Genomic DNA, 23,346 nt, shown 5'->3' on the forward strand with positions numbered 1-23,346 from the left:
CAGGGGCGTCGCGGTCATGGTCAGCCGTGCAGTCCGCACTCGGTCTTGTTGCTGCCCGACCAGCGGCCGGCGCGGGCGTCCTCGCCCTCCAGCACGCGGCGGGTGCAGGGGGCGCAGCCGACGGACGGGTAGCCGTCCATGAGGAGCGGGTTGGTGAGGACACCGTGCTCGCTCACGTACGCGTCCACGTCGTCCTGCGTCCAGCGGGCGATCGGCGAGATCTTGACCTTGCGGCGCTTCTCGTCCCAGCCGACGACGGGGGTGTTCGCGCGGGTCGGGGACTCGTCGCGGCGCAGGCCCGTGGCCCAGGCGCGGTACCTGGTCAGGCCCTGCTCCAGCGGCGCGACCTTCCGCAGCGCGCAGCACAGGTCGGGGTCGCGGTCGTGCAGCTTCGGCCCGTACTCGGCGTCCTGCTCGGCGACGGTCTGCCGCGGGGTGAGCGTGATGACGTTGACGTCCATCACGGCCTCGACCGCGTCCCGGGTGCCGATGGTCTCGGGGAAGTGGTAGCCCGTGTCGAGGAACACGACGTCCACGCCGGGGTTCGCGCGGGACGCGAGGTGGGCGACCACCGCGTCCTCCATCGAGGAGGTGACACAGAACTGCTTGCCGAACGTCTTCACGGCCCACTGGAGGATCTCCAGCGCGGAGGCGTCCTCCAGATCACGGCCGGCCTGCTCGGCGAGCGCCTTGAGCTCTGCGTCCCGACCGCTCTCGGAGCCGGTCTGCTTCTCTGCGCCGGTCTGTTTCTCTGTGTCGGTATCGGTCTGAACGGCCGTCATATCTCGTCCCCTCCACCGTCGTTGCGCTGAAGTCCACGGGTCAGCAGCCCGAGGAACTTCAACTGGAAGGCTCGATTGCACGCTCCGCATTCCCACGCGCCGTGGCCCTGCTCGCCGGGACGCAGGTCCTCGTCGCCGCAGTAGGGGCAGTAGAAGGGCGCCGCGCGTTCGCTCATGACAGGGCCTCCTCGGAGGCGCGGGTGGCCCACGCGGCGAAGCGCTCGCCGTCCTCGCGCTCCTCCTCGAAGCGCTTCAGGACCCGCTCGACGTAGTCGGGCAGGTCGTCCGCGGTGACCTTCAGACCGCGGACCTTGCGGCCGAAGCCGGCTTCGAGTCCGAGCGCGCCGCCCAGGTGGACCTGGTAGCCCTCGACCTGGTTGCCCTCGGTGTCGAGCATCAGCTGGCCCTTGAGACCGATGTCCGCGACCTGGATACGGGCGCAGGCGTTCGGGCAGCCGTTGATGTTGATGGTGACGGGCTCGTCGAACTCGGGCATACGGCGTTCGAGTTCGTCGATCAGCGAGGCACCGCGGGCCTTGGTCTCGACGATGGCGAGTTTGCAGTACTCGATGCCGGTGCAGGCCATCGTGCCGCGCCGGAAGGTGGACGGCCTGACCTTCAGGTCGAGTGCCTCCAGGCCCTCCACCAGGGAGTCGATCTGGTCCTGCTCGACGTCGAGCACGATCATCTTCTGCTCGACGGTGGTCCGCAGCCGGCCGGAGCCGTGCGCCTCCGCCACCTCGGCGATCTTCGTGAGCGTGGTGCCGTCGACGCGGCCCACGCGCGGGGCGAAGCCGACGTAGAAGCGGCCGTCCTGCTGCCGGTGCACACCGATGTGGTCGCGCCAGCGGGCGAGCGGCTGGTCGGGGGCCGGGCCGTCGACGAGCTTGCGCCGGAGGTACTCGTCCTCCAGAACCTGGCGGAACTTCTCGACACCCCAGTCGGCGACCAGGAACTTCAGGCGGGCGCGGGTGCGAAGGCGCCGGTAGCCGTAGTCGCGGAAGATCGACAGGACGCCGATGTGGACGTCGGCGACCTCGTCGAGCGGGACCCAGGCCCCGAGGCGCTGGCCGATCTTCGGGTTCGTGGAGAGGCCGCCGCCGACCCAGAGGTCGAAGCCGGGGCCGTGCTCGGGGTGGTTCACGCCGACGAACGCGACGTCGTTGATCTCGTGCGCCACGTCCAGGAGCGGCGAGCCGGAGACCGCGGTCTTGAACTTGCGGGGCAGGTTCGAGAAGTCCTTGTTGCCGATGACCCGGCGGTGGATCTCCTCGATGGCGGGCGTGCCGTCGATGATCTCGTCCTCGGCGATACCGGCGACGGGCGAGCCGAGGATCACGCGGGGCGTGTCACCGCAGGCCTCGGTCGTGGACAGCCCGACGGCTTCCAGGCGCTCCCAGATCTCCGGGACGTCCTCGATGCGGATCCAGTGGTATTGGACGTTCTGCCGGTCGGTGAGGTCGGCGGTCCCGCGCGCGAACTCCTGCGAGATCTCGCCGATGACGCGCAGTTGCTGGGTGGTCAGACGTCCGCCGTCGATCCGTACCCGCAGCATGAAGTACTTGTCGTCCAGCTCCTCCGGCTCCAGGACCGCGGTCTTGCCGCCGTCGATGCCGGGCTTGCGCTGGGTGTAGAGCCCCCACCAGCGCATACGGCCGCGCAGATCGTTGGGGTCGATCGAGTCGAAGCCCCGCTTGGAGTAGACCGTCTCAATGCGCGTCCGCACGTTGAGACCGTCGTCGTCCTTCTTGAACTGCTCGTTGCCGTTGAGCGGGGTGTAGTGACCCACGGCCCACTGGCCCTCACCGCGGTGACGGCTCACCTTGCGGCGGGGCGTTGCGGCAGCAGGATCCTGCGGAGTGGCGGCCATGGTTTCTACGTCCTCCGGGACAGACGGATGCGGCTCTGACCTGCGCGTACGACTACATACGGGCATGCGTGCGCGGCATTGCGCAAGTCGAGACAGGGGGGAATGTCGGTGGTGCCGGGCACGGGGGCGCGGCCCCTGGTGCCGTGGGTCAGCGGACCGGACAGATGGCGCTGGACATGCGGCCGAGGTCGACGTGCCGCCGACTCACCAAGGCGATCCCAGTTCCAGACATGACGGAAGCGTGTCACGGCGATCTGGACACAGTCCAGCTTCGTCCAGGATGCGGACACCCTTGTCCCGAGATGTGGGACAAGGGTGGTGACGGTCACAAGATCGGGTCCGGATCACATCCCGCCAGGTCAGCCGACCTGTGCTCCGGGCCAGGGCCCGGGGGCGGCCACGTCCGGCTCCTCCTCCACCTTGGTGTCGAAGAGCTTGAAGCCGCGGCGCAGGTAGTTGTCCATCGCGTGCTCCCCGTCCTTGCTGCATGTATGCAACCAGACGCGCTTGGTCGGCGCCCGCCCCGGCCAGCGGTCGGCCAGGTCCCAGGCCCGCGCGACCCCGTACGAGAGCAGGTGTCCGCCGATGCGCCGGCCGCGGAAGGCCGGGATCAGGCCGAAGTAGACGATCTCCACGGCGCCGTCGTCCTGCGCCGCCAGCTGCAGGTATCCGGCGGGTGTCCCGTGGTCGTACGCGACCCAGGTCTCCACGCCCGGCCGGTCCAGCTCCTCCTGCCACCGCGCGTAGGTCCAGCCGAGCCGGTCCGTCCAGCGGATGTCACCGCCGACGGAGGTGTACAGGAAGCGGCTGAACTCGGGGGAGGGCACCTCGGCGCGGGCGATCCGGACGTCACCGTCGGGTGCGGCGGCGGGCAGCCGGTCTGCCGGAGCGGTCTGCTCCAGGGACCAGGTGGTCACAGCGATGCTCATGCGGGCCAGCGAACCACGGGGACGGGCTCCCCTCCAAAGCGGGACGCCCGTCCCTCCCGCGGGTCACTGCACGGAGTCGTCGACCGCCGACAGCGGGACCGCGTACAGCACCCGCTCCGGGATCGCCGGCGCCTCCCACGCGTTGTCCTTGTTCGCCGCCCACTCGGTGAGCGTCCACAGCTCGCCGGTCTCCTGCCAGTACGACAGGGACTCGGTGTGCTGGCCCCAGCAGGCGTACGACGTGCCGCCGTCGCCGCACTGCGCGGCCTTCGCGGCGCTCTCGTTCTGGCGCCAGAGCGTGCCGTGCCGGTCGCGGCTGCCCGGCGCGTAACCGGTGTACCAGTCGGCCTTGTCCGCCCCGTCCGGCTTGTGCGAGAGGACGCCCTGCAGCCCGACGGCCTTGGTCTCGTACGCCTCGTCGGCGTTCACGAGGTCACTGGCGTTGCTGCCGAGCAGGCCCGTGCGGTCGCTCGCGGTGCTGTAGTAGTAGCGCCAGACGCGCGCCGGTTCGGTACCGCCGGAGCTGAACCACTCGTTCGCGACCAGGCTGTCCGGGGTCGAGGTGCGGTCCAGCGAGACCGACGCGAAACAGGGACGCGCGTCGTTGTTCGTCGCGCTGCACGCCCCGCCGGTGAGGTTGTACGAGCCGATGGCCGGCAGTACGTACTGGTAGCCGCGCGCCGACCAGCCGCCGCTCACCTTGCCGATCTCGTCGCTGTTCACGTCGGCCCGCAGGATGCGGTTCATGTCGAAGACGAACAGGGCGTTGTCGTGATCGGCGCCGTTCTTCGCGGTGACGATCAGCTTGTCCTGGTACCAGACCATGCCGCCGACGTGCGAGCGGACGGCTCCGAAGTCCTTGCCGCCGGAGAGCGGGGCGACCAGCAGGACCCAGCGGTACTTGAGGTTCTTCGGGTCGTTCGCGTCGATGAAGGCGACCCGGGCCAGACCCTTGTCGGCGTCGGGCTCGCCCGCCTTGTGGTCGTTGTGGGTCCAGCCCGCCAGGATCACCCGGTCGGAGCCCCACTTGCCGTCGTTGTCGGCGTCCCCCGAGGTGGTGACGGACTGCGGCAGCCACTTCTGTGTCGTGGCGTCCCCGCTGTCCCAGCAGTACGCGCGGGACGCGGTCGGCTCGACGGGCAGGGCGGCCGACTCGGTCGCGTCGCAGTCGGCCTTGTTGCGCATCGGGTGGTTGGCGCTCCTGAGGACGGCGTCCACCCCGACCGAGCCGCCCATTGAGCTCTGCAGGGTGTCCAGCGTCGACTCGGCGACCAGGTTCTCGTGCAGCTGCAGCTTGCCGATCTCGGACGACGAGGTGAGCGGCTTCAGGGGGCCGGGATTGTCGCTGCCGGCGGCCTGCGAGGTCGTGATGATGGTGGCGGCGGCGGTGAGGGCGAGGGCGGCCCCGGACAGGGTGGCCCGCAGGACACGCCCCTTGGTCCGGCGGCGATGTCTGCCTCGATACGTCATAGGTCCTCCCGCGTCGGCGGCCAACTGCCTCCTGCGATCCAGCGGTTGAGCCGGAGGAGACGGATGTGGGGGGCCGTGGGTTGGATGGTACGGCAGAGGGGGGCGAGCCAGGTCGAATACCCGGCAATAGGTCGGGATTGCGCCCATGGCTCCCCCGGAGGGAGGAGGATACCGTCATCACTCCGGCAGGGGCTGCGCGCAACCCGCGTCCACCGGCCCGGTCGTGCTCCCCGCGACCCGCGCGCGCACCACCCCCGGAGCCGACGAATACGGAAGCAGGTCGCGAGGGTTGCCGGGGAGGACCACCTCCACCTCGGCCGTCTCGCGGAAACGGTACGGCCGGTGTTCCAGGACGGCCCCCAAGTAGCGCCGTACACGCGACATCTCGGCCCGTACGGTCACCGTGCGGCCCGGGTCGCCGAACACGTCGTCGGCCAGGCCGGCGGCGCTGCGCCCGGTGCGGTGCAGCGCCAGCAGGTACAGCAACTCGGTGTGGCGCGGACTCAGTTCATGGGTCCAGGTGCCCGCACCGTCCGCCACGGTCACCGACCAGCGGCGCGGCCGCGAGACGTCCAGCTCGATCCGGGTGGTGTCGCCCGGCGGCCGGAGTCCGTCCGAGGCGCGGATCAGCCAGCCGCCGGTCAGCGGCTCCACCGAGCACGGGCCGAGCGGCGGCAGCCGGATCCGGTCGGCGCCGGGCACGGCGGGCAGCGCGACCCGGTCCAGATGCGGCATGCCCGTGACCGCGGCGGTCCAGCCGTCCCGGTCGACCACGAGGGCGCGGCCGGTGATCCGGGCGAGGACCGGCGCGGCCACCGAGCGCAGCCGGTCCAGCGCGGCCAGATGCCGCTCCCGCAGCCGCGCCTCGGCGAGCTTGGCCACCGAGTCGACCCACGCGAGGGTCGACGGATGCATCGTCTCCCAGGGCCCGCTGACGTCCACGACACCGATCAGCCGGCCGTCGCGCGGGTCGGTGATCGGTGCGCCCGTGCAGGTCCAGGTGGCGTGGGTGCGTACGAAGTGTTCGGCGGCGAAGACCTGGACGGGGCGGCGGACGACCGCGGGGGTGCCGATGCCGTTCGTGCCGACGACGTTCTCGCCCCAGTCCGCGCCGAGTTCGAACCCGAAACCGTCGGCCCTGTGCAGCACGGGCCTGCTGCCCTCGCGCCACAGCACCCGGCCCTCGCCGTCCGCCACGACCATGATGTGGCGGGTGATGTCCGCGACCGACAACAACCCCTCGCGCAGCACCGGCAGGACGTGCCGCAGCGGGGACTCCCGGCGCCGCCGCTCGATCTCGTCGCGGTCGAGCAGCCCGGCGCGGAAGTCGTGGTCGGGGTCGACCCCGCTGCGCAGCATGCGCCCCCAGGACTCCCCGATGACCGGCCGCGGGTCGAGCGGCCCCCGCTGGCCGGACAGCGCGGCGTCGCGTACCTCGTCGAGCACGCGGGCCGCCCGCACGGCGTTCCCCGCGGCCAGCCCTGCCACGTCCATGGGCGAGTGCGCCATCGCGTCCTCCCGAAATGCCTGAGCGGACAGCCGGCGGCTGTCGGACCGTCCCGGCGACGGGTGTCCGTCACCGAGCGCGACAATCCGAACACGCAGCGGAGATTCCATGCAGGGTTTGCAAGGTAAGAGCAGGGTGCGGAGACGTTGCAACCCTCTGCAACTCTGGTGCGACGCCCGGTGCCCGGCCGAAACTCTACGACGCACGGGGGTGGTGCCGTGTCGGCGCAGTACCACCCCCGTGGCGAGGCCGACCGGAAGGCCGCCGGGGTTGGTGCCGGTGCCGGTGCGGGGTCAGGAGACGGGGCGTGCCCGTTCCACCACCGACGCCAGGTCGAGGGTGTGCGGCAGCGTCCCCAGCGACGACCCCCAGTCCCCGCCGAGCCGTGACGCGCAGAACGCGTCGGCGACCTCCGGCGGCGCGAAGCGCACCAGCAGCGAACCCTGCAGCACCACGGCGATCCGCTCGACGAGCCGCCGGGCACGCCCCTCGACACCGCCCAGGTCGGCGAGTTCGGTCAGCAGGTTCTTGATCGCGCCGTCCAGCCGGTGATCGGCGCCGCGCGCCAGACCGACCTCCCGGAGATACGCGTTCAGGGCGGCCGGCTCCCGCTGCAGGGCCCGCACCACGTCGAGCGCCTGCACGTTCCCCGCGCCCTCCCAGATGGAGTTGAGCGGCGACTCGCGCAGCAGCCGCGGCATGCCGGACTCCTCCACGTACCCGTTGCCGCCCAGGCACTCCAGGGCCTCCACCACGACCGGCGTACACCGCTTGGTCACCCAGTACTTGGCCGCCGGCACCGCGAGCCGCAGGAAGGCCCGCTCCTGCTCGCCGCCGTCGTCGTACGCGGCGGCGAGCCGCAGCGCGAGGGTCGTCGCCGCCTCCGACTCCAGGGCCAGGTCCGCCAGGACGTTCCTCATCAGCGGCTTGTCGACCAGCCTGCCGCCGAACGCCTCGCGGTGCTCGCAGTGGTGCACGGCCTGCGCGACGGCCTGCCGCATCAGCCCCGCCGAACCGAGCACGCAGTCGAGGCGGGTCGCGGCGACCATCCCCATGATGGAGCGCACCCCGCGCCCCTCCTCGCCGACCCGGCGCGCCCAGGTCCCGTCGAACTCGACCTCGGCGGAGGCGTTCGACCGGTTGCCCAGCTTGTCCTTGAGCCGCTGGATCCGGAAGACGTTGCGGGTGCCGTCCGCCAGCACGCGCGGCACCAGGAAACAGGTGAGCGCGTCCAGGCCGCCCTGCTCGCCCTGTTCGCCGACGGGGCCCGCCTGCGCCAGGACCAGGAAGCCGTCCGACATCGGCGCCGAGCAGAACCACTTGTGGCCCGTCAGCTCGTACGTCCCGTCCTCGGCGAGCGGCCGCGCCGCCGTCGTGTTCGCGCGGACGTCGCTGCCGCCCTGCTTCTCCGTCATACCCATCCCGAACAGGGCGCCGGCCTTCTTGGCGGCCGGACGCAGGTCCTGGTCGTAGACGGTGGACGTGAGGCGTGGTTCCCACTCGGCGGCCAGCGCCGGGTCGGTGCGCAGCGCGGGCACCGCCGCGTGGGTCATCGACAGCGGGCAGCCGTTGCCCGCCTCGACCTGGCTCCAGACCAGGAACCCGGCCGCGCGCCGCACATGCCCGCCCGGCCGCGACCAGGCCGCCGTCAGCCCCGCCGAGACGCCCTTGCCGAGCAGCCGGTGCCAGGACGGATGGAACTCGACCTCGTCCAGGCGTTCGCCGTAGCGGTCGTGGGTGAGCAGCTTCGGCGGGTTCTCGTTGGCCAGCGCCCCCCACTTCTGGACCTGCGCGGACCCGGAGGTGCGCCCGAGGGCCGACAGCTCGCTGTGCGCCTCGTCGAGGAGCGCGGGATCGAGATGCCGCCCGACCGCCTCCACGAGGGCCCGGTCGGCGGTGAAGAGGTCGTACGCGACCAGCGGCGGAGCCTGGTTGGTCACGGTGTGGGTGCGGGCTGCCATGCCTGCGAACCTACCCGCGGTGCGGCGATCGTCACCAAACTCCCGCCGCACCCCCCGTACGCCGGAGCGCCGCCGTCCGGTCAGGCCGGACGCGACAGCGCGGCCAGGTCGCCTGAGCCGAGGGTGTCCTCGCCGCGCTGGCTCACCGACCAGCTCGGGCTGTGGACGGTGTCGAGGTAGCGCTCACCGAGGTCGGGGGCTATCGCCACCGACGTGAGGTCCCGGGCCCCGTGCAGATCCATCCACCTGGACGCCCCGCTGACGACCGTGCCGGTGGAGCCGCCGAACAGGAACCCCCGTGCGGCCAGCCGGCGGCAGACACGGACGGTGTCCGCCTCCTCCACGTGCACCACGTCGTCGACATACGACTCGTCGAGCATCGGCGGACGTACGCCCATGCCGAGCCCCGGGATCAGCCGCGGACGCGCGGGCCCGCCGAAGGTCACCGAGCCGACGCTGTCCACCGCGACGATCCGCACCCGGCGCCGCCACTGCCAGAACCAGCGCGCGCAGCCCATCAGGGTGCCGGTGGTGCCGGCCCCGACGAACAGCACGTCCAGGTCGGGGAAGCGGCGGGCGATGGCCGGCGCCGTGGTGCGGTAGTGCGCCCGCCAGTTGCTGTCGTTGGCGTACTGGTTGAGCCAGACGTACCGGTCGTCCGAGGCACACAGCGCCCGTACGTACGCGATCCGGGCGCCCAGGAAGCCGCCGTGCAGCGCGGGCTCCTCGATGACGTGGACCACGCTGCCCAGAGCTTCCATCATCCGCCGGGTCGCCGGGTTGCAGCGTGCGTCGGTCACGCACCGGAACCCGTAGCCACGGCTCGCGGCGATCACGCTCAGCGCCACGCCCAGGTTCCCGGACGACGACTCGACCAGGACGGATCCCGGTCGCAGGGCGCCGCTGCGTTCGGCGGCGTCCACCATCTCGGTGGCCGCCTTCATCTTGATCGACCCCGCGAAATTGAACCCCTCGCACTTCAGGAAGAGCGGCAGCCCCATCGTCGCCCGCAGGTCGACGTAGAGCTCGTTCTCGTTGAATTCCGAAGGATCGGAAATGACAGGCATGAGTCCCCCTCATTCATGCGGCCTTCGTGCGGCGCCGTGCCCACGTCCCGTGCGGCACGGCGCCCGCCGGTCAGCCGTGCCGGCGCAGCTCGTGGAAGAAGCCGTCCACGACGTGCGGCTCGCCCCGCCGGGCCACCTCGTCGTGGACGAACTTGCCGACCGCGAGGTCGAGGACCCCGAGGCCGAAGGGCGAGAAAATGACCGTCCGGTCGGCCGGCACGGTCACCCGCCCGGACAGCACGTCGTCCAACGTGCCGTCGATGAAGTCCCGGCCGCCGCTGAGGCGTTCGGCCAGATGCGGAGAGGTCTCCGCCTTCAGGCAGTGCTCGATGTCGTCCACGAAGTTGGCCGAGGCGAGCAGGATCTCGGGTGCCAGGTCGCGCAGCGACACATGCAGCACCAGCGGGGCGTGGTCGAACCACGCGAGGTCGTGGATGTGCGGTGCGCCCGCGACGGTGGCGAAGACCACCAGGTCGCTGGAGCGGATCAGCGACTCGGCGCTGTCGTGCACGGTGAGGCGGCCCTTGGCGCCCGACCGTTCCAGATAGCCGCGGAATCCGGCCGCGCTGTCCGCGGACAGGTCGTACACCCCGGTCTCCTCGAACGACCAGCCGGTGGCGGTGAGATGGGTGTGGATGTGGCGGGCGATCAGCCCGGTGCCGATGAACCCGACCCGGACCGGCCGGGTGCGGCCGCGGCTGAGCCGGTCGGCCGCGAGCGCCGCGGAGGACGCCGTCCGGGCGGCGTTGATGATCGACGCCTCCAGGCAGGCGAACGGATAGCCCGTCTCGTGGTCGTTGAGGATCAGCACGGCCGAGGCCCGGGGCAGTCCGGACGCGGTGTTCTCGGGGAAGCTGGAGACCCACTTGATGCCGTCCACCCCGATGTCTCCGCCGATCGACGCCGGCAGCGCGATGATCCGCGACGACGGGCGGTCGGGGAAACGCAGGAAGTACGACGGCGGGTTCACCGAGTCGCCGCCCCCGTGCAGCCGGTACACCCGCTCGACGAGGTCCGCGATCTCGGACTCCCGCCCCTCCAGCGCCTGCTGGACCTGAGAGCCGGAGACGACGGAGAACGGGGGAGCGGTGAGCGTCCGCCCGGATGCCTCGTGTGCCCCGGACGCCTCGGGTGTCCCGGACGCCCCGGCGGCCTGCGCCGCGTGTTCCGTGCCGGTCATGCGGTCCTCACTTCGGTCGTGGGGGTGGAGTCGGTCAGCCGGACCGGGTCGGCCAGTGCGGCGAGCACCTCGCGCGGGCCCTCGAAGGGCTCCCTGCTGTGCGCGGTGCGGATGTTGTCGACGATCATCAGGTCGCCGGAGCGCCACGGCTCGCGCACGGTGTGGGCCTCGTACACCGCGTTGATCTCCCGGACGACGTCCTCGCCGATCGGATCGCCGTTGCCGTGGCGGGTGTTGAAGGGCAGCCCGTCGGGGCCGTAGACGTCCACCAGGTACTCCCGCACCTCGGGGTCCATCGTCCACTCGTTGAGGAAGGCGATCTGGTTGAACCAGCAGGGCCGTCCCGTGACGGGGTGGCGGATCACCGCGGCGCGGCGCTGGCGGGTGTGCAGGGAGCCGTCGCTCTGCCAGGCGAACTCGATCGCGTGGCCCCGGCAGTAGCGCTCGACGGCGGCGCGGTCCTCGGTGCCGAAGGCCTCGCCGACCGACGCCCCGATCTCGTCGTTGTACGTCCGCGTGAGCAGCCAGCCCTCCCGGGCGAACCGCTCGGTGAGACCGGCCGGCAGCGCGTCGAGCACGGCGGGCGCGTCGGCGACGGCGGTGGCGCCGCCCCCGGCCGGCGCGTCGAGGCACGCGAACAGCATCAGCGCGGGGAACTCGACCGCGTAACTCAGCTCGTGGTGCATGCACATCTGCTGGTTGGGCGGCCACTTGGTGGAGGAGTACACGCCGTCCGCGTACGTCCGCCGCGGTGCGAAGGACTCCCGGTCGGGCATCAGTGCGGTGGCCAGCCGCCGGAACACCTCACCGGTCGTGTCCGGGTCGCTCAGCCCCAGGCCGCGGACCAGGACGCTGCCGTGCTCGGCGACCACGGCGCGCAGCGCGTCGCGGTGGACGGCCGCCCAGCCCGCCGTGTCCCCGGCCACGTCGGCGCGCAGGACCGGAGGGCTGCCGGGACGCAGGACGACGTCGGGCAGGAGCGTCGGAGTCGTGGACATCGTGTGGTTCCTTCCGGTCTCGCGCGGTGCGGACCGCGCGCGGGTGTGCGTGGGGTCGTGGGCCGGCTCCTGCGCCGGTTTCCGGGCCCGTTTCCCGGCGTGGTTCACGACGCCTCCCTGGCCGGGGCGTCGAGCAGGCCCGCGAGGTCGGCGAGGACGGGGTGGCGGGCGACGTCCTTGAGGGTGATCGCCCGGTCCAGGGCGACCGCCAGCTTCACCGCCGCGAGGGAGGTGCCGCCGCGGTCGAAGAAGTGGTCCAGGCGGCCGATCCGGTCCTGCGGGACGCCCAGCACCTGCGCCCAGGCCGCCGCCAGCCGCAACTCGCCCGGGGTGCCCGGCGCGTGCTCGCCGTCCCGACCGGCCGCACCGCTCCCGGCGGAGTCGAGATCCCCGGCGAGCGCGGTCAGCGTCTTGCGGTCGATCTTGCCGTTGGCGGTCAGCGGCAGGCTCTCCCGCCGGTGGACGGCCGACGGCACCATGTACGCCGGGAGCGACACGGCCAGCCGCTCAAGAACCGTCTCCGGGTCGAGCGGCCCGGACCCGGCGCAGAACGCCACCAGCCGGGTGCCACCCGCGACCACCACGGCGCCGTCGCGGACGCCGTCCACCCGCAGCAGCGCGTTCTCGATCTCACCGATCTCGATGCGGAAGCCGCGGATCTTCACCTGGCTGTCCCGGCGGCCCAGGAACTCCAGCTTCCCGTCGGGCAGCCACCGGCCGTGGTCCCCGCTGCGGTACAGCCGCTCGCCCGGCCGGTACGGGTCCTCCCCGAACGCGGCCTTCGTGCGCTCGGGGTCGTTGACGTACCCGCGGCCCACGCACACCCCGGAGAAGACGATCTCGCCGGGCGCGCCGAGCGGTACGGGGATCAGGTGCTCGTCGACGACGTACACGCGCACGTTGGCGACCGGCCGGCCGAGCGGGACCCGGTCCTCGTCCGGCACTCGCTCCATGACCTCGTGGTTGGTGTCGTCGGAGGTCTCGGTCAGGCCGTACGCGTTGGCCAGCCGGATGCCCGGCTCGGCCGCGAACCAGCGCTGGACGAGTTCCTTCTTGACGGCCTCCCCGGTGACCGACACGCAGTGCAGAGCGGGCAGTTCGCGCGGGCGCTGCTCCAGTTCGGCGAGGACGGCTTCGAGGTACGACGGGACGACCTGGAGCACATTGACCCCGCCGTCCGTGATCGTGTCCACGAACCGCGGCACGTCCAGGATCACCTCCTGAGGCACCAGCAGGGTCCGCCCGCCGACCAGCAGCGCGGAGACCAGCTGCCACAGCGAGATGTCGAAGCACTGGGGCGCCGTCTGCGCGACGACCTGCCCCTCGCCGACCCCCAGGTCGCCGATCTTGGCCAGGACGTGGTTGACGAAGCCCGCGTGCTCGCACATCGCACCCTTGGGCTCGCCGGTGGAGCCGGACGTGAAGTAGATGTAGGCGAGCTGGTCCGCGGCGACGGGGACACCGAGGTCGCCGTCGGCGTGGTCCTCCCCGTAGACCTCCTCGACGTGCAGGACGTGGGCGCCGGTGTCGGCCGCGTCCAGCGTGGCGGTGCTGCCGTTCTCGGTCAGGACGAGTGCGCAGCCGGCGCGCCTGAGCGTCTTCTCGATCCGCCCGGCGGGGAAGTGCGGCTCGACGGGCAGATAGACACCGCCCGCCTTGAGGACCGCGAGGACGGCGGCCGTCCAGTCCAGATCGCGTTCCATGACGACCGCGACGACGCCCTCGGGGCGCAGCCCGCGGGCGAGCAGTGCCCGCCCGATGCGGTTGGCTCGCGCGTTCAGTTCGCGGTACGTCCACTCCTCGTCCCCCTGGACGGCGGCGACGGCGTCCGGATGCGCGGCCACCCGCTCCTCGAAGAGCTCGTGGACGCGGCGGTCCGGCAGTTCGCGGTGCGGCCCGGCCAGTTCGTCGAGCTGGAACCGGAGTTCGTCCTCGCCCAGCAGGCTGTGCCGGTCGTGCGCGACGTCCGGGTCGGCGGCCAGCAGGCGGAGCGCGGCCAGGTGGTAGCCGGCGATGCGCGCGGCGGCTGCGGCGTCCAGGACGTCGGTGCGGTACCGCAGCCGCAGGGCGTGGCCCGCCACGCCCACGTGCAGCACGGCGTTCGCGGTGTCATCGGCGTCCGCGGTCCGCCCGGTGCCGTCGTCGTGGCCGTGCGGGTCGAGCACGGCCGCGAAGGGGACCGGGGCGCCGCCCGACTCCCGCGCGGGCGGCTCCCCGGCCGGTTCATGGGCGGCCTCGCGGACCGCCAGGTCCGCCTGCGCCAGCAGGTCGCGCCAGGTGCCGGGGCCGACGGCCAGCCGGCGGAGCACCGGCGCCGCGCCCTTCGCGGTGACGTGGCCGGTGACGGCCTCGCGCTCACCGGACAGGGCCGCGAGGACCTTGGCGTGTGCGGCCAGGAGCGCGGACGGCTCCGGCACCGGTCCCGCGGGCAGCGGAACCTCGTACTCCGCCGTGCCCGGGCCCGGGTCGAGCGTCCACCTCGGGATCGTGTCCATTCTGTGTTCCCCCCTGTGTTCCCGTATGTGCTGTGGTGCCTGTCGTGCCTGTGGTGCCGTCAGGTGCGTCGCTGTTCGGCCGCCGGGTTCCCGCCCCAGTGCGCCCCCGGCGGTACCTCCTCGCCCTTCATCAGGAAGGAGTCGGCGGCCAGAACGGCGGCGTCCCCCACAGACGCGCCGTAGTGGACGAGCGCGCCGACGCCGAGCGTGACGCCGTCGCCGATCTCGATGTGGTCGGACTTGAAGGTGCCGTCCTCCTGCGAGTGCGACTGGATCTTGCTGTGTGCGCCGAGGGTGCAGTCGTCGCCGATGGCGGTGAGCGTGCGCTCGGTGATGTAGGCCCCGTCGTCGAAGACCCGGCGGCCGATGCGGACCCCGAGGAGCCGCCAGAGCAGGCTCTTGAACGGGGTGCCGTTGTAGAGGGCGAAGTGCGTGTCCGGGACCTTCCACAGCCGCTCGTGCTGCCAGAAGAGCGGGTCGTAGATGGAGTGCAGGCGCGGCTCCAGCGGCCGGAACCGCAGGATGATCCGCTCCACCAGCGCGTAGTAGACGGTGGTGAACGCGACCCCGGCGAGCAGGGAGGCCCCGATCAGCGGACCGCCGGCGGTGCCGTACTCCCCGTACAGGTCGAAGGCGGCGAAGCCGAGGACCATGAGGGCGAACCAGTCGAACCACCGCAGGAGCAGGAACAGGCCCATGGTGTGCAGGTTGTGGCGGTTCTTCGCGGTGAGGCGGCGGTGCAGCTCGTCGCCCTCGCGGAGGTGGTCGAAGCGGGTGTCGCGCTCCACGGTCCGCGGGATCTCGAAGGGCGGCGAGCCCAGCAGGCCGACCCCTTCGCGGACCTCCCCGTCCAGCGGGACCATGACCTTCGTCGCGAGCAGGACGTTCTCGCCCGTGCGCCCGCCGACCGGGTAGGCGATGTGGTTGCCCAGGAAGCTGTTCGGTCCGATCGTCGCGCGCGAGACCCGGAACGACGTGCCCGAGAACTCGGCGTTCATGATCGAAAGTCCGTCGGCGACCATCGTGCCGCGCCCGACGGTGGCCAGGAACGGCGTCTCGTGCGCCACCCCGGTACCGAAGTTGGAGCCGGTCTGCTCGACGTGCGAGAGGTCGTACCCGATGGCCCGCAGGTAGTGGACGATGTACGAGCTGTCCCCGCACAGCCACTTGAAGAACTTGACGTTGGTCAGCCGCGCGACGGTCCGCTGCACCGAGTAGTGGAAGCCGTAGAGCGGGTAGACCCGGTCCGGCTCCAGGAACCGGTTCAGCAGCCGCGGGACCACGGTCACGACGGCGAGTCCGACCACGATGAAGCCCACGAAGAGCGCGACCGACAGGGCGAACGCCTCGGCGTAGAACCGCCCCGACGTGGTGTTCTGCGTCTCCGGGTTCAGCAGCGTGTCCAGTGAGGGCGCCACCGTCAGCAGCATGTACGTGCCCCCGACGAGGAGCGGCATGGTGACCAGGAGCGTCTGGAGGACGGTGGCCAGGCCGTAGCCCACCCGGCGCGCGGTGCCGCATTCCGCGGGGGCGACCCGTACGTAGTCCACGTCCGTGCGCTGCGCCGGCGAGCCGTGCCAGTGCTGGCCGGCCGGGACCGCGGCGCCGCCGTACAGCGCCGACGCGTGGCCGAGCTGGGAGCCGTCGCCCATGGAGGTGCCGATGTCGAGGACCGTGTTCTCGCCGACGAACACGTCCTGGCCCAGCGTGACCCGGCCGGTGCGGATGCGCCCGGCGTGCGCCTGGTAGCAGAGGAAGTGCGAGTCCTTGCGGATCACGGTGTTCGCGCCGACCGTGAACAGGTCGGTGCAGACCGGGAGCGCGTGGGAGAGGATCGTGACGTTCCTGCCGATCCGCGCGCCGAGGGCCCGCAGATACAGGACGTGGAGCGGGTTGCCGGCGAAGAGGACCATCGGGTTCGCGTGCAGCAGCACCTTGACGGTCCAGAAGCGCAGATAGGCCAGGCTCCAGACCGGGAACTCGGTCTCCTTCCAGCGGCCGACCAGCACCCACTTGGCCACCACCGGCAGCGTGCACAGGCCTACGAAGACACCGCCTCCGAAGAGGGCCGACCGCAGGTAGACGTCGACGACGCCGTCCCCGGCCGACACCCAGTCGTACCCCTGGGCGGTGACGAGCCCGGAGAGCAGGCAGTACAGCGCGAAGACCAGGAACTGCAGTGCCCCGCACAGGACGTACCGCGCGCTGCTGCCCGCGGCGGGCGGCGCGGCCGGTTCCTGCGGTGGCGCGGGCTCCTCGGCCGGGACCTCGGAGAGCGCCGCCGCCAGGCCCCGGATCGTCGGGTGGCCGTACACGTCGCGCATCGACACGGCCGGCAGGCCGGGGTGCTTCCTGACCCGGGCGCAGAAGTGTGCCATCACCAGGGAGTTGGCACCGAGGTCGTCGAAGAAGTGACTGTCGACGGGGACCTGCTCGGCGCGTACGACACCGGCGAGCACCTCCGCGAGGACAGGTTCGATCCCGTTCACCGGGTCGCGGGTGGTCACGGACCGCGCCGGAGCGGCGGTCGCGACCTCAGTGGGATTTCCCACCACTTGATCTCCTTGCTGGTGATTGCTCGTACTTGTGGACCGTTCGGAGTGTTTGGCACCTCCGGATGGGAATACGAAGGATTCACGCCCGCAGTTTCATCACGCACCCGAATTGGTGACGAAAGATGTTCTGGTGAACCACGGTGATTCCTGTGTGACTCCGGTGTGCCGGAAGATAGACTTGTTTCTCGCGCGAGCTGTGTCGTGTCAGGGCAGGCGAGAAGAGGATGTTCGGGAAGTGTGTGAAGTGGCCGCGTGGAAAAGGCGCAGTGCAGCACGGCATGATCCGCGTGGTTCCCACGCGGATCACGGGTGACGCGGCTGTGTAGGACCCTCCTCCGGGCCCTTCTGAGTCCCCCCGTGTCGTGGTGCCACCGAGCCGTCCCCACGTGCCCAGCGCAATGCAATCCGAATTGTTTCGGCGTGCTCATGAACGGGTCAAGGGCGTTTCGGCCTATGGCGCTTTCTCGCTGTCCGATGCTTCAACGCCGGTCACCCTGAATGATCTCGTCCGACCGCGTCACCGGGGAACTCGCCGGTGCACAGTGCATGCGTTGTTGCGTATTCCACTTCTGCAGGGCGGGTATTTCGGCCACGCGGTCATGACAGAAAAAGGGTTCGATTTCTGTTTACGATTACCGCGGAATTGCTGCCGCTTTTCCGTCGTATGACGGAACCGGACCGGTACCGTCCCGCCACCGGGTCGCGCGCGCCGCTCCCGCCACACCCGCTGCAGGTCGCGGTACCGGGGGATGAGTGCGACCCCGCGCGGCGGATACCTTTAGGGCGTGCAGCCAGCAAGTGAACCCCCTCAGAGGACGTCCGGTCGTCTCCACCGGGCGCGTGCCCTCTATCGGAACGTCTCGAAGCGCAGGACCGCCTGGCTGCTGCTCAAGGACACCGTGAACTCGTGCATCGAGTACCGGATCCTCGGACTCGCGGCGGAGGCGGCGTTCTTCACGCTGCTGTCCGTGCCGCCGCTGCTGCTCAGCATGATCGGCCTGCTCGGCTACGTCGACGACTGGACCGGCGCCGACACCATCGCCAGTGTGGAGACCAGCCTCCTGGAGGCCTCCCGCACGGTCCTGACTGACAAGGGCGTCAAACAGATCGCCGAACCGCTCCTGCACGACGTGATGGAGGGCGGCCGGCCCGACGTCATCTCCCTGGGCTTCCTGTTCGCCCTGTGGTCCGGCTCCCGCGCGGTGAACGTCTTCATCGACACCATCACCGTCATGTACGGCCTCGACGGGGTGCGCGGGATCGTCAGGACCCGCCTGATGGCCTTCCTGCTCTTCCTCGTGGCCCTGCTGATCGGCTCGATCGCCCTGCCGCTGATGGTCGCGGGCCCCGACGCCGTGGTGAACGTCGTGCCCTGGTCGACGACCGTCGTACAGGTGCTCTACTGGCCCGTCGTCATCGTTCTGTCCATCGTCTTCCTGACCACGCTGTACCACGTGTCAGTACCGGTGCGCTCACCCTGGATCGAGGACGTGCCCGGCGCGCTCGTCGCCCTCACCATGTGGGTCCTGGGCAGCCTCCTGCTGCGCATCTACCTCACGAACACCGTCGAGGGCCCCACGATCTACGGCTCCCTGGCCGCGCCCGTCGCCGTCCTCCTGTGGATCGGTGTCGCCGCCTTCGCGGTCCTCGTGGGCGCCGCCGTCAACGCGGCCATCGACCGCGTCTGGCCCGCCGCGGCCACCGCCGCCGCCCGCGCCGTCAACGAACGGCTGCGCGCCGAGCAGGCCGCCGACCTCGTGGCCCGCGCGGCGGCGGCCCGCGCCGCGCAGGCCGAGGACGGCTACGACGACCCCGACGACCCGGACATGCCCTCCGAGTTCCCGGAGCGCTGGTCCCGCTTCCTCCCCCCGGAGGACGTGACCTCCCGGCTGCGCACCCACGTCAAGTCCACCCCCAAGAACAGTGGCGAGACACCTCCGCAGCAGTGACGGGAGCGGTGACGGCAGCAGTGACGGGCCGTCCCCGCCGCGAGGGCAGCGGCGGGGACGGCCCGGGGTGTCGGCCGGAGCACCGGCCGGAGTGTCCGGGGCGCGTCAGACCTTCCACACGCCGTCCGCCGCGTGCTCCCGCGCGAAGTCCGCGAAGTCCCGCGGCGCACGTCCAAGGACCTGCCGTACGCCGTCCGTGGTCCGCGCGTTGTGCCCGTCGAGCAGCCCGTCGAAGACCTCCTCCATGAACGCGACCTCCTCGGCCGGCAGCCCGAACCCGGCCAGGATCTCCCCGTACTCCTTCGTCGGCACCGGCACGTAACGGATCTCCCGGCCCGCCGCGGCGGAGATCTCCGCCATGGCCTCCCGGAAGGACAGCAGCCGCGCCCCCGTGATCTCCAGCGTCCGCCCCACGTACGAGGAGTCGGACAGGGCCTTCACCACGACCTCCGCGAGATCACGCGCGTCGACGAACGGCACCGGCACCTCGCCCGCCGGGAACACGAACTCGCCGCCGCGCACCCCTTCCACCAGCAGGCCCTCGCTGAAGTTCTGGAAGAACCAGTCGGCCTGCACCACGGTCCACGCGGCCCCCGACTCGCGCAGCGCCCGCTCGGTCGGCTCCGCCTGACGCTCCCCGCGCGCCGACAGCAGCACCAGCCGGCGCACACCGAGATCCTGGGCCCGCCGGGCGAACGCGGCGACGTTCCCGGCCGCGCCCGGCGCACCGACGTCCGGCGCGTACGCCAGATACGCCGCGTCGGCCCCGCGCAGCGCCTCGTCCCATGTCGAGGGGTCGTACCAGTCGAAGCGCACGTCACCACCGCGCGAAGCGGCCCGTACCCCGAACCCCGCGGCCCTCGCCGCCTCCGCCACCCGACGCCCGGTCCTCCCGGAGGCGCCCGTCACCAACACCGTCCCGTTGCGCGTGTTTTCCGTCATGCGCCCAGTCAACGACCGCATGCCGAAAGGGAACATCGCTGAACCTCTCGTTCCCATAAGTGCGCGTCTACTCTGATTCCCATGGACGCACTCGCAGGGCTTCTGGAGGGTCCACGCGCGCGTGGCGCCTTCATGATCCGGGCGTGCTTCGAACCACCCTGGTCCCTTCGGATCGAGGACCGCGCCCCGCTCACCGTCATGCTGATGATCCGCGGCGAGTCCTGGATCACACCCGACGGGGGCGAGCCCGTACGGCTGCGGGCCGGCGACCTCGCCATCGCGCGCGGCCCCGACCCGTACACCTGCGCCGACGACCCCGCGACCCCGCCGATCGCGGTGATCCTGCCGGGCCAGGAGTGCACCTATCCCGACGGGCGCTCGATGCGCGGCCACATGGACCTCGGCGTCCGCACCTGGGGGCAGCGCCTCGACGGTTCCATGGTGATGCTGATCGGTACGTATCCGGTGCAGGGCGAGGTCAGCGGGCGGCTCCTCGACGCGCTGCCGCCGGTCCTCACCCTGACCTCCGACGTGTGGGAGTGCCCGCTGACCCCGCTGCTCACCGAGGAGATCGTGCGCGACGAGCCCGGCCAGGAGGTCGTCCTCGACCGGCTCCTCGACCTGCTGGTCATCGCCGCGCTGCGGGCCTGGTTCTCCCGCCCGGAGGCCGAGGCGCCCGCCTGGTACCGGGCGCTCGCCGACCCGGTCGTCGGCCGGGTGCTGCGGCTCGTCCAGGACGACCCCGCGCACCCCTGGACGGTCGCCTCCCTCGCCACGAAGGCCGGCGTCTCGCGGGCCGCCCTCGCCCGCCGCTTCAGCGAACTCGTCGGCGAGCCCCCGATGACGTACCTCACCGGCTGGCGCCTCGCCCTCGCCGCCGACCGGCTGCGCGACACCGACGACACCCTGGAGGCGATCGCCCGCCAGGTCGGCTACGGCAGCGCGTTCGCCCTGTCCAGCGCCTTCAAGCGGGTGTACGGGGTCAGTCCGCAGGAACACCGGACGCGGGCGGCCCGGCAACCGATCGGCGTAGCCTTCTGACTGTGGCCGAGCCGTACGCCGAGCAGCACTCCGAGCCGTCGCCGGCGCCGTACCGGGAGCGGGCGTCGCGGCTCACCGGCGCGGTCGTGTGGACACGTACCGCCGTGCCGGGCGACGCGGCGCCGGTCCTGCCCGACGGCTGCATGGACCTGCTGTGGACCGAGGGCCGGCTGTTCGTCGCGGGCCCCGACACGCGGGCGTACGCGAGCGGGACCGACGGCCCCGGAGGCGCCAGGCGGTACGCGGGGGTCCGGTTCTTCCCCGGAACGGCGCCCTCCTATCTCGGCGTACCCGCCCACGAACTACGCGACCGGCGCGTCGACCTCGCGGATCTGTGGGACGGGGGAGAGGTGCGGCGGCTGACCGAGCGGGTCGACGCGGCGGCCGATCCCGCCGTCGCGCTGGAGGCGGTGGCCATGGAGCGGGCGGCCGACGCAGCGGCGCCCGATCCGCGGCTCCGGGCCGTCGTGGCGGCGCTGTCCTCGGGGGCCGCTGTCGCCCCGACCGCTGAGGAGGTGGGCTGGAGCGAGCGGCAGTTGCATCGGCGGGCGTTGGTCGCGTTCGGGTACGGGCCGAAGACGCTCGCCCGTGTTCTTCGCCTGCAACGGGCGTTGGCGCTGGTGCGGGGTGGGGCCGCCGCGGCGGAGGTGGCGGTGGTCGCGGGGTACGCGGACCAGGCCCATCTGGCGCGGGAGGTGAAGGAGTTGGCGGGGGCGCCGTTGGGGGTACTGCTGCGCCGTTGAAGGGGCGCGGGGAACTGCGCGACCAGCCCCCACCGGACCCGCACGCACTCCCCCGCAAGCTCCGGGGGCTGCGCACTCAGAAGAGGGGCCGCTACCGGGCGAGGTGGGCGAAGAGGTCCACTCCGTTCTCGTCCGGGTCCTGGACGGTCGCGTAGCGCATGCCCCAGGGGGCGTCGAACGGCTTCAGCTCGGCCTTGTGGCCTGCGGCCAGCAGCGCCTCGTACGTGGCGTCGACGTCCGCGGGGCTGTCGCACAGGAAGGCCAGTGCCACCCGGCCCCCGCCCGTCGGCGGTCGCCAGTCGGGGTGGAACGAGCGGATCGTGTCCTCCGTGTCGAGCGCGAAACGCAGACCGCCCGGCAGTTCCGCCTCGACGTGCGGCAACCTCTCGGCACCCTCGGGGAACGTGAGGCCGAGACGGCGGTAGAAGGCGAGCGACGCGGCCATGTCGGAGACGACGAGGCCGATGAGATCGAATCGTGGAGTCATGGGACCACCGTAGGGACCGCGGTGGCGCGGGTCTTGAAGGAATCGGACGTACGGACAGGGCGGCGCACTCCGACGCCTTGTCGGGGTACGCCGCCCTGGGGCGGGACGAGGTGCGGGGGCCGGCCCGCGGTGCCATGCCGCCTACTTCGCGTCGCGGTTGAACTGCGAGGCCGACCACCAGTAGCCGAGCGCCGCCAGACCCAGGCACCAGGCCACGGCCAGCCAGCCGTTGTGGCCGATCTCGGTGCCGAGCAGCAGCCCGCGCAGGGTCTCGATCGCCGGGGTGAAGGGCTGGTACTCGGCGATCGGCCGGAACCAGCCCGGCATGGTGTCGGCCGGGATGAACGCGCTGGAGACGAGCGGGAGCAGGATCAGCGGCATGGCCATGTTGCCGGCCGCCTCGGCGTTCGGGCTCGCCATGCCCATCCCGACCGCGATCCAGGTCAGCGCCAGGGCGAACAGGGCCAGCAGCCCGAACGCCGCCAGCCACTCGACGACCGTCGCGTCGGTGGACCGGAAACCGATGGCCACACCGACGGCCCCGACGAGGACCAGGCTGGCGAGCACTTGCAGGACGCTGCCGACGACATGCCCGATGAACACCGATCCGCGGTGGATCGCCATGGTGCGGAAGCGGGCGATGATGCCCTCGTTCATGTCGGTGGCGACGGACACCGCGGCCCCGATCACGGTGCTGCCGATGGTCATCATCAGGATGCCCGGGACGATGTAGGCGATGTACTCGGAGCGGTCGGCGCCGCCGTCCCCGATCCCGGCGCTCATCACGTCGCCGAAGATGTAGACGAAGAGCAGGAGCAGCATGACCGGGGTGAGCAGCAGGTTCAGGGTGAGCGACGGGTAGCGCCGGGCGTGCAGGAGATTGCGGCGCAGCATGGTGGACGAGTCGCGCACGGCGAGGGAGAGGGTGCTCATCGGACGTTCTCCTTGATCTGGTCGGCGGCCTGGTCGGCCTGGTCGTCGGTTTGGTTGGGGGCGGTGGTGTCGCCTGTCAGGGCGAAGAAGACGTCGTCGAGGTCGGGTGTGTGCACGGTGAGTTCGTCGGCCTCGATGCCGGCGGTGTCGAGCCGGTCGAGGATGGCGCGCAGTGCGCGCTGGCTGCCGTCGCTGGGGATCTGCAGTGCGAGTGCCTCGTCGTCCAGGGTGACCTCTTGGAGTACGGAGGTGGCGGACCGGTACGCGGCCGGATCGGAGAAGCGGAGCCGTACGTGCCCGCCGGGGATGAGCCGCTTCAGCTCCTCGGCGCTGCCTTCGGCGGCGATGCGGCCGTTGTTGAGGACGGCGATGCGGTCGGCGAGCTGGTCGGCCTCTTCCAGGTACTGGGTGGTGAGGAAGACGGTGACGCCGGTGGT

Annotated in this window: 20 protein-coding genes; 3 read left to right on the top strand and 17 right to left on the bottom strand. The window is 71.5% G+C overall.

Annotated elements, in window-relative coordinates; translation table 11 throughout:
- Positions 1 to 20: 20 nt before the first annotated feature.
- From ACFVH5_RS25205 to ACFVH5_RS25265, 13 genes are all read right to left on the bottom strand, one after another.
- Positions 21 to 782: a phosphoadenylyl-sulfate reductase gene (locus ACFVH5_RS25205; RefSeq protein ID WP_385836021.1), complete on the bottom strand. Its 762-nt coding sequence runs from the start codon at positions 780 to 782 to the stop codon at positions 21 to 23.
- Entirely contained in the window at positions 779 to 958 is a 180-nt protein-coding gene (locus tag ACFVH5_RS25210; RefSeq protein ID WP_384799863.1) for a hypothetical protein, read from the bottom strand. The genes ACFVH5_RS25205 and ACFVH5_RS25210 overlap by 4 nt, the downstream gene beginning before the upstream one ends.
- Positions 955 to 2,652 (bottom strand): nitrite/sulfite reductase, encoded by a 1,698-nt coding sequence (locus tag ACFVH5_RS25215; RefSeq protein WP_385836022.1) that lies wholly within the window; start codon positions 2,650 to 2,652, stop codon positions 955 to 957. The genes ACFVH5_RS25210 and ACFVH5_RS25215 overlap by 4 nt, the downstream gene beginning before the upstream one ends.
- A 148-nt stretch (positions 2,653 to 2,800) precedes the next feature.
- Positions 2,801 to 2,884: a putative leader peptide gene (locus tag ACFVH5_RS25220; protein WP_349817346.1), complete on the bottom strand. Its 84-nt coding sequence runs from the start codon at positions 2,882 to 2,884 to the stop codon at positions 2,801 to 2,803.
- Between the two features lie 127 nt (positions 2,885 to 3,011).
- Positions 3,012 to 3,581, bottom strand: coding sequence for a GNAT family N-acetyltransferase (locus ACFVH5_RS25225; protein ID WP_385836024.1), 570 nt, complete (start codon positions 3,579 to 3,581; stop codon positions 3,012 to 3,014).
- Positions 3,582 to 3,644: 63 nt separating this feature from the next.
- Positions 3,645 to 5,051 (bottom strand): hypothetical protein, encoded by a 1,407-nt coding sequence (locus tag ACFVH5_RS25230; protein WP_385836026.1) that lies wholly within the window; start codon positions 5,049 to 5,051, stop codon positions 3,645 to 3,647.
- A 177-nt stretch (positions 5,052 to 5,228) separates the two neighbouring features.
- Complete coding sequence (locus tag ACFVH5_RS25235) at positions 5,229 to 6,560, bottom strand: GAF domain-containing protein (protein WP_385836028.1); 1,332 nt, start codon at positions 6,558 to 6,560, stop codon at positions 5,229 to 5,231.
- 291 nt (positions 6,561 to 6,851) lie between these two features.
- Entirely contained in the window at positions 6,852 to 8,519 is a 1,668-nt protein-coding gene (locus ACFVH5_RS25240) for an acyl-CoA dehydrogenase family protein (protein WP_385836029.1), read from the bottom strand.
- Between the two features lie 80 nt (positions 8,520 to 8,599).
- A complete protein-coding gene (gene sbnA / locus ACFVH5_RS25245) occupies positions 8,600 to 9,586 on the bottom strand; it encodes a 2,3-diaminopropionate biosynthesis protein SbnA (RefSeq protein WP_385836031.1) in 987 nt (328 codons plus the stop codon).
- A 70-nt stretch (positions 9,587 to 9,656) separates the two neighbouring features.
- Positions 9,657 to 10,766, bottom strand: a complete 1,110-nt coding sequence (sbnB, locus tag ACFVH5_RS25250) for a 2,3-diaminopropionate biosynthesis protein SbnB (protein WP_385836033.1) — start codon at positions 10,764 to 10,766, stop codon at positions 9,657 to 9,659.
- On the bottom strand, positions 10,763 to 11,764 hold the full coding sequence (locus ACFVH5_RS25255; protein ID WP_385836034.1) for a TauD/TfdA family dioxygenase: 1,002 nt from the start codon (positions 11,762 to 11,764) through the stop codon (positions 10,763 to 10,765). The genes sbnB and ACFVH5_RS25255 overlap by 4 nt, the downstream gene beginning before the upstream one ends.
- Before the next feature lie 104 nt (positions 11,765 to 11,868).
- Positions 11,869 to 14,259 (bottom strand): amino acid adenylation domain-containing protein, encoded by a 2,391-nt coding sequence (locus ACFVH5_RS25260; protein ID WP_385836036.1) that lies wholly within the window; start codon positions 14,257 to 14,259, stop codon positions 11,869 to 11,871.
- Between the two features lie 59 nt (positions 14,260 to 14,318).
- Entirely contained in the window at positions 14,319 to 16,814 is a 2,496-nt protein-coding gene (locus ACFVH5_RS25265; protein WP_385836037.1) for a Pls/PosA family non-ribosomal peptide synthetase, read from the bottom strand.
- A gap of 785 nt (positions 16,815 to 17,599) precedes the next feature.
- Between ACFVH5_RS25265 and ACFVH5_RS25270 the strand changes: the two genes are divergently transcribed.
- A complete protein-coding gene (locus ACFVH5_RS25270) occupies positions 17,600 to 18,763 on the top strand; it encodes a YihY/virulence factor BrkB family protein (RefSeq protein ID WP_385836039.1) in 1,164 nt (387 codons plus the stop codon).
- Between the two features lie 105 nt (positions 18,764 to 18,868).
- Here the strand turns inward: ACFVH5_RS25270 and ACFVH5_RS25275 are convergent, their stop codons facing one another.
- Positions 18,869 to 19,705: an NmrA family transcriptional regulator gene (locus tag ACFVH5_RS25275; RefSeq protein ID WP_385836040.1), complete on the bottom strand. Its 837-nt coding sequence runs from the start codon at positions 19,703 to 19,705 to the stop codon at positions 18,869 to 18,871.
- A gap of 81 nt (positions 19,706 to 19,786) precedes the next feature.
- Between ACFVH5_RS25275 and ACFVH5_RS25280 the strand changes: the two genes are divergently transcribed.
- On the top strand, positions 19,787 to 20,746 hold the full coding sequence (locus tag ACFVH5_RS25280) for a cupin domain-containing protein (protein ID WP_385836042.1): 960 nt from the start codon (positions 19,787 to 19,789) through the stop codon (positions 20,744 to 20,746).
- 2 nt (positions 20,747 to 20,748) lie between these two features.
- Complete coding sequence (locus ACFVH5_RS25285; RefSeq protein ID WP_385836043.1) at positions 20,749 to 21,489, top strand: helix-turn-helix domain-containing protein; 741 nt, start codon at positions 20,749 to 20,751, stop codon at positions 21,487 to 21,489.
- A 91-nt stretch (positions 21,490 to 21,580) separates the two neighbouring features.
- Here the strand turns inward: ACFVH5_RS25285 and ACFVH5_RS25290 are convergent, their stop codons facing one another.
- From ACFVH5_RS25290 to ACFVH5_RS25300, 3 genes are all read right to left on the bottom strand, one after another.
- On the bottom strand, positions 21,581 to 21,976 hold the full coding sequence (locus ACFVH5_RS25290; RefSeq protein WP_385836044.1) for a VOC family protein: 396 nt from the start codon (positions 21,974 to 21,976) through the stop codon (positions 21,581 to 21,583).
- Positions 21,977 to 22,117: 141 nt separating this feature from the next.
- Entirely contained in the window at positions 22,118 to 22,909 is a 792-nt protein-coding gene (locus ACFVH5_RS25295; RefSeq protein WP_385836045.1) for an ABC transporter permease, read from the bottom strand.
- Positions 22,906 to 23,346, bottom strand: a 441-nt coding sequence (locus ACFVH5_RS25300) for a DUF4162 domain-containing protein (protein ID WP_385836046.1), incomplete at its 5' end; no start/stop codon positions are given. The genes ACFVH5_RS25300 and ACFVH5_RS25295, both read right to left, overlap by 4 nt.

It is taken from the genome of Streptomyces sp. NPDC127119 (assembly GCF_042677425.1).
In the GTDB taxonomy this organism is placed as follows: Bacteria; Actinomycetota; Actinomycetes; order Streptomycetales; family Streptomycetaceae; genus Streptomyces.

Excerpts from the sequence above, each read along its gene's own strand:
- ACFVH5_RS25205 (WP_385836021.1), bottom strand. The coding sequence starts at position 782 with ATGACGGCCGTTCAGACCGATACCGACACAGAGAAACAGACCGGCGCA.
- ACFVH5_RS25210 (WP_384799863.1), bottom strand. The coding sequence starts at position 958 with ATGAGCGAACGCGCGGCGCCCTTCTACTGCCCCTACTGCGGCGACGAG.
- ACFVH5_RS25215 (WP_385836022.1), bottom strand. The coding sequence starts at position 2,652 with ATGGCCGCCACTCCGCAGGATCCTGCTGCCGCAACGCCCCGCCGCAAG.
- ACFVH5_RS25220 (WP_349817346.1), bottom strand. The coding sequence starts at position 2,884 with ATGTCTGGAACTGGGATCGCCTTGGTGAGTCGGCGGCACGTCGACCTC.
- ACFVH5_RS25225 (WP_385836024.1), bottom strand. The coding sequence starts at position 3,581 with ATGAGCATCGCTGTGACCACCTGGTCCCTGGAGCAGACCGCTCCGGCA.
- ACFVH5_RS25230 (WP_385836026.1), bottom strand. The coding sequence starts at position 5,051 with ATGACGTATCGAGGCAGACATCGCCGCCGGACCAAGGGGCGTGTCCTG.
- ACFVH5_RS25235 (WP_385836028.1), bottom strand. The coding sequence starts at position 6,560 with ATGGCGCACTCGCCCATGGACGTGGCAGGGCTGGCCGCGGGGAACGCC.
- ACFVH5_RS25240 (WP_385836029.1), bottom strand. The coding sequence starts at position 8,519 with ATGGCAGCCCGCACCCACACCGTGACCAACCAGGCTCCGCCGCTGGTC.
- sbnA (WP_385836031.1), bottom strand. The coding sequence starts at position 9,586 with ATGCCTGTCATTTCCGATCCTTCGGAATTCAACGAGAACGAGCTCTAC.
- sbnB (WP_385836033.1), bottom strand. The coding sequence starts at position 10,766 with ATGACCGGCACGGAACACGCGGCGCAGGCCGCCGGGGCGTCCGGGACA.
- ACFVH5_RS25255 (WP_385836034.1), bottom strand. The coding sequence starts at position 11,764 with ATGTCCACGACTCCGACGCTCCTGCCCGACGTCGTCCTGCGTCCCGGC.
- ACFVH5_RS25260 (WP_385836036.1), bottom strand. The coding sequence starts at position 14,259 with ATGGACACGATCCCGAGGTGGACGCTCGACCCGGGCCCGGGCACGGCG.
- ACFVH5_RS25275 (WP_385836040.1), bottom strand. The coding sequence starts at position 19,705 with ATGACGGAAAACACGCGCAACGGGACGGTGTTGGTGACGGGCGCCTCC.
- ACFVH5_RS25280 (WP_385836042.1), top strand. The coding sequence starts at position 19,787 with ATGGACGCACTCGCAGGGCTTCTGGAGGGTCCACGCGCGCGTGGCGCC.
- ACFVH5_RS25290 (WP_385836044.1), bottom strand. The coding sequence starts at position 21,976 with ATGACTCCACGATTCGATCTCATCGGCCTCGTCGTCTCCGACATGGCC.
- ACFVH5_RS25295 (WP_385836045.1), bottom strand. The coding sequence starts at position 22,909 with ATGAGCACCCTCTCCCTCGCCGTGCGCGACTCGTCCACCATGCTGCGC.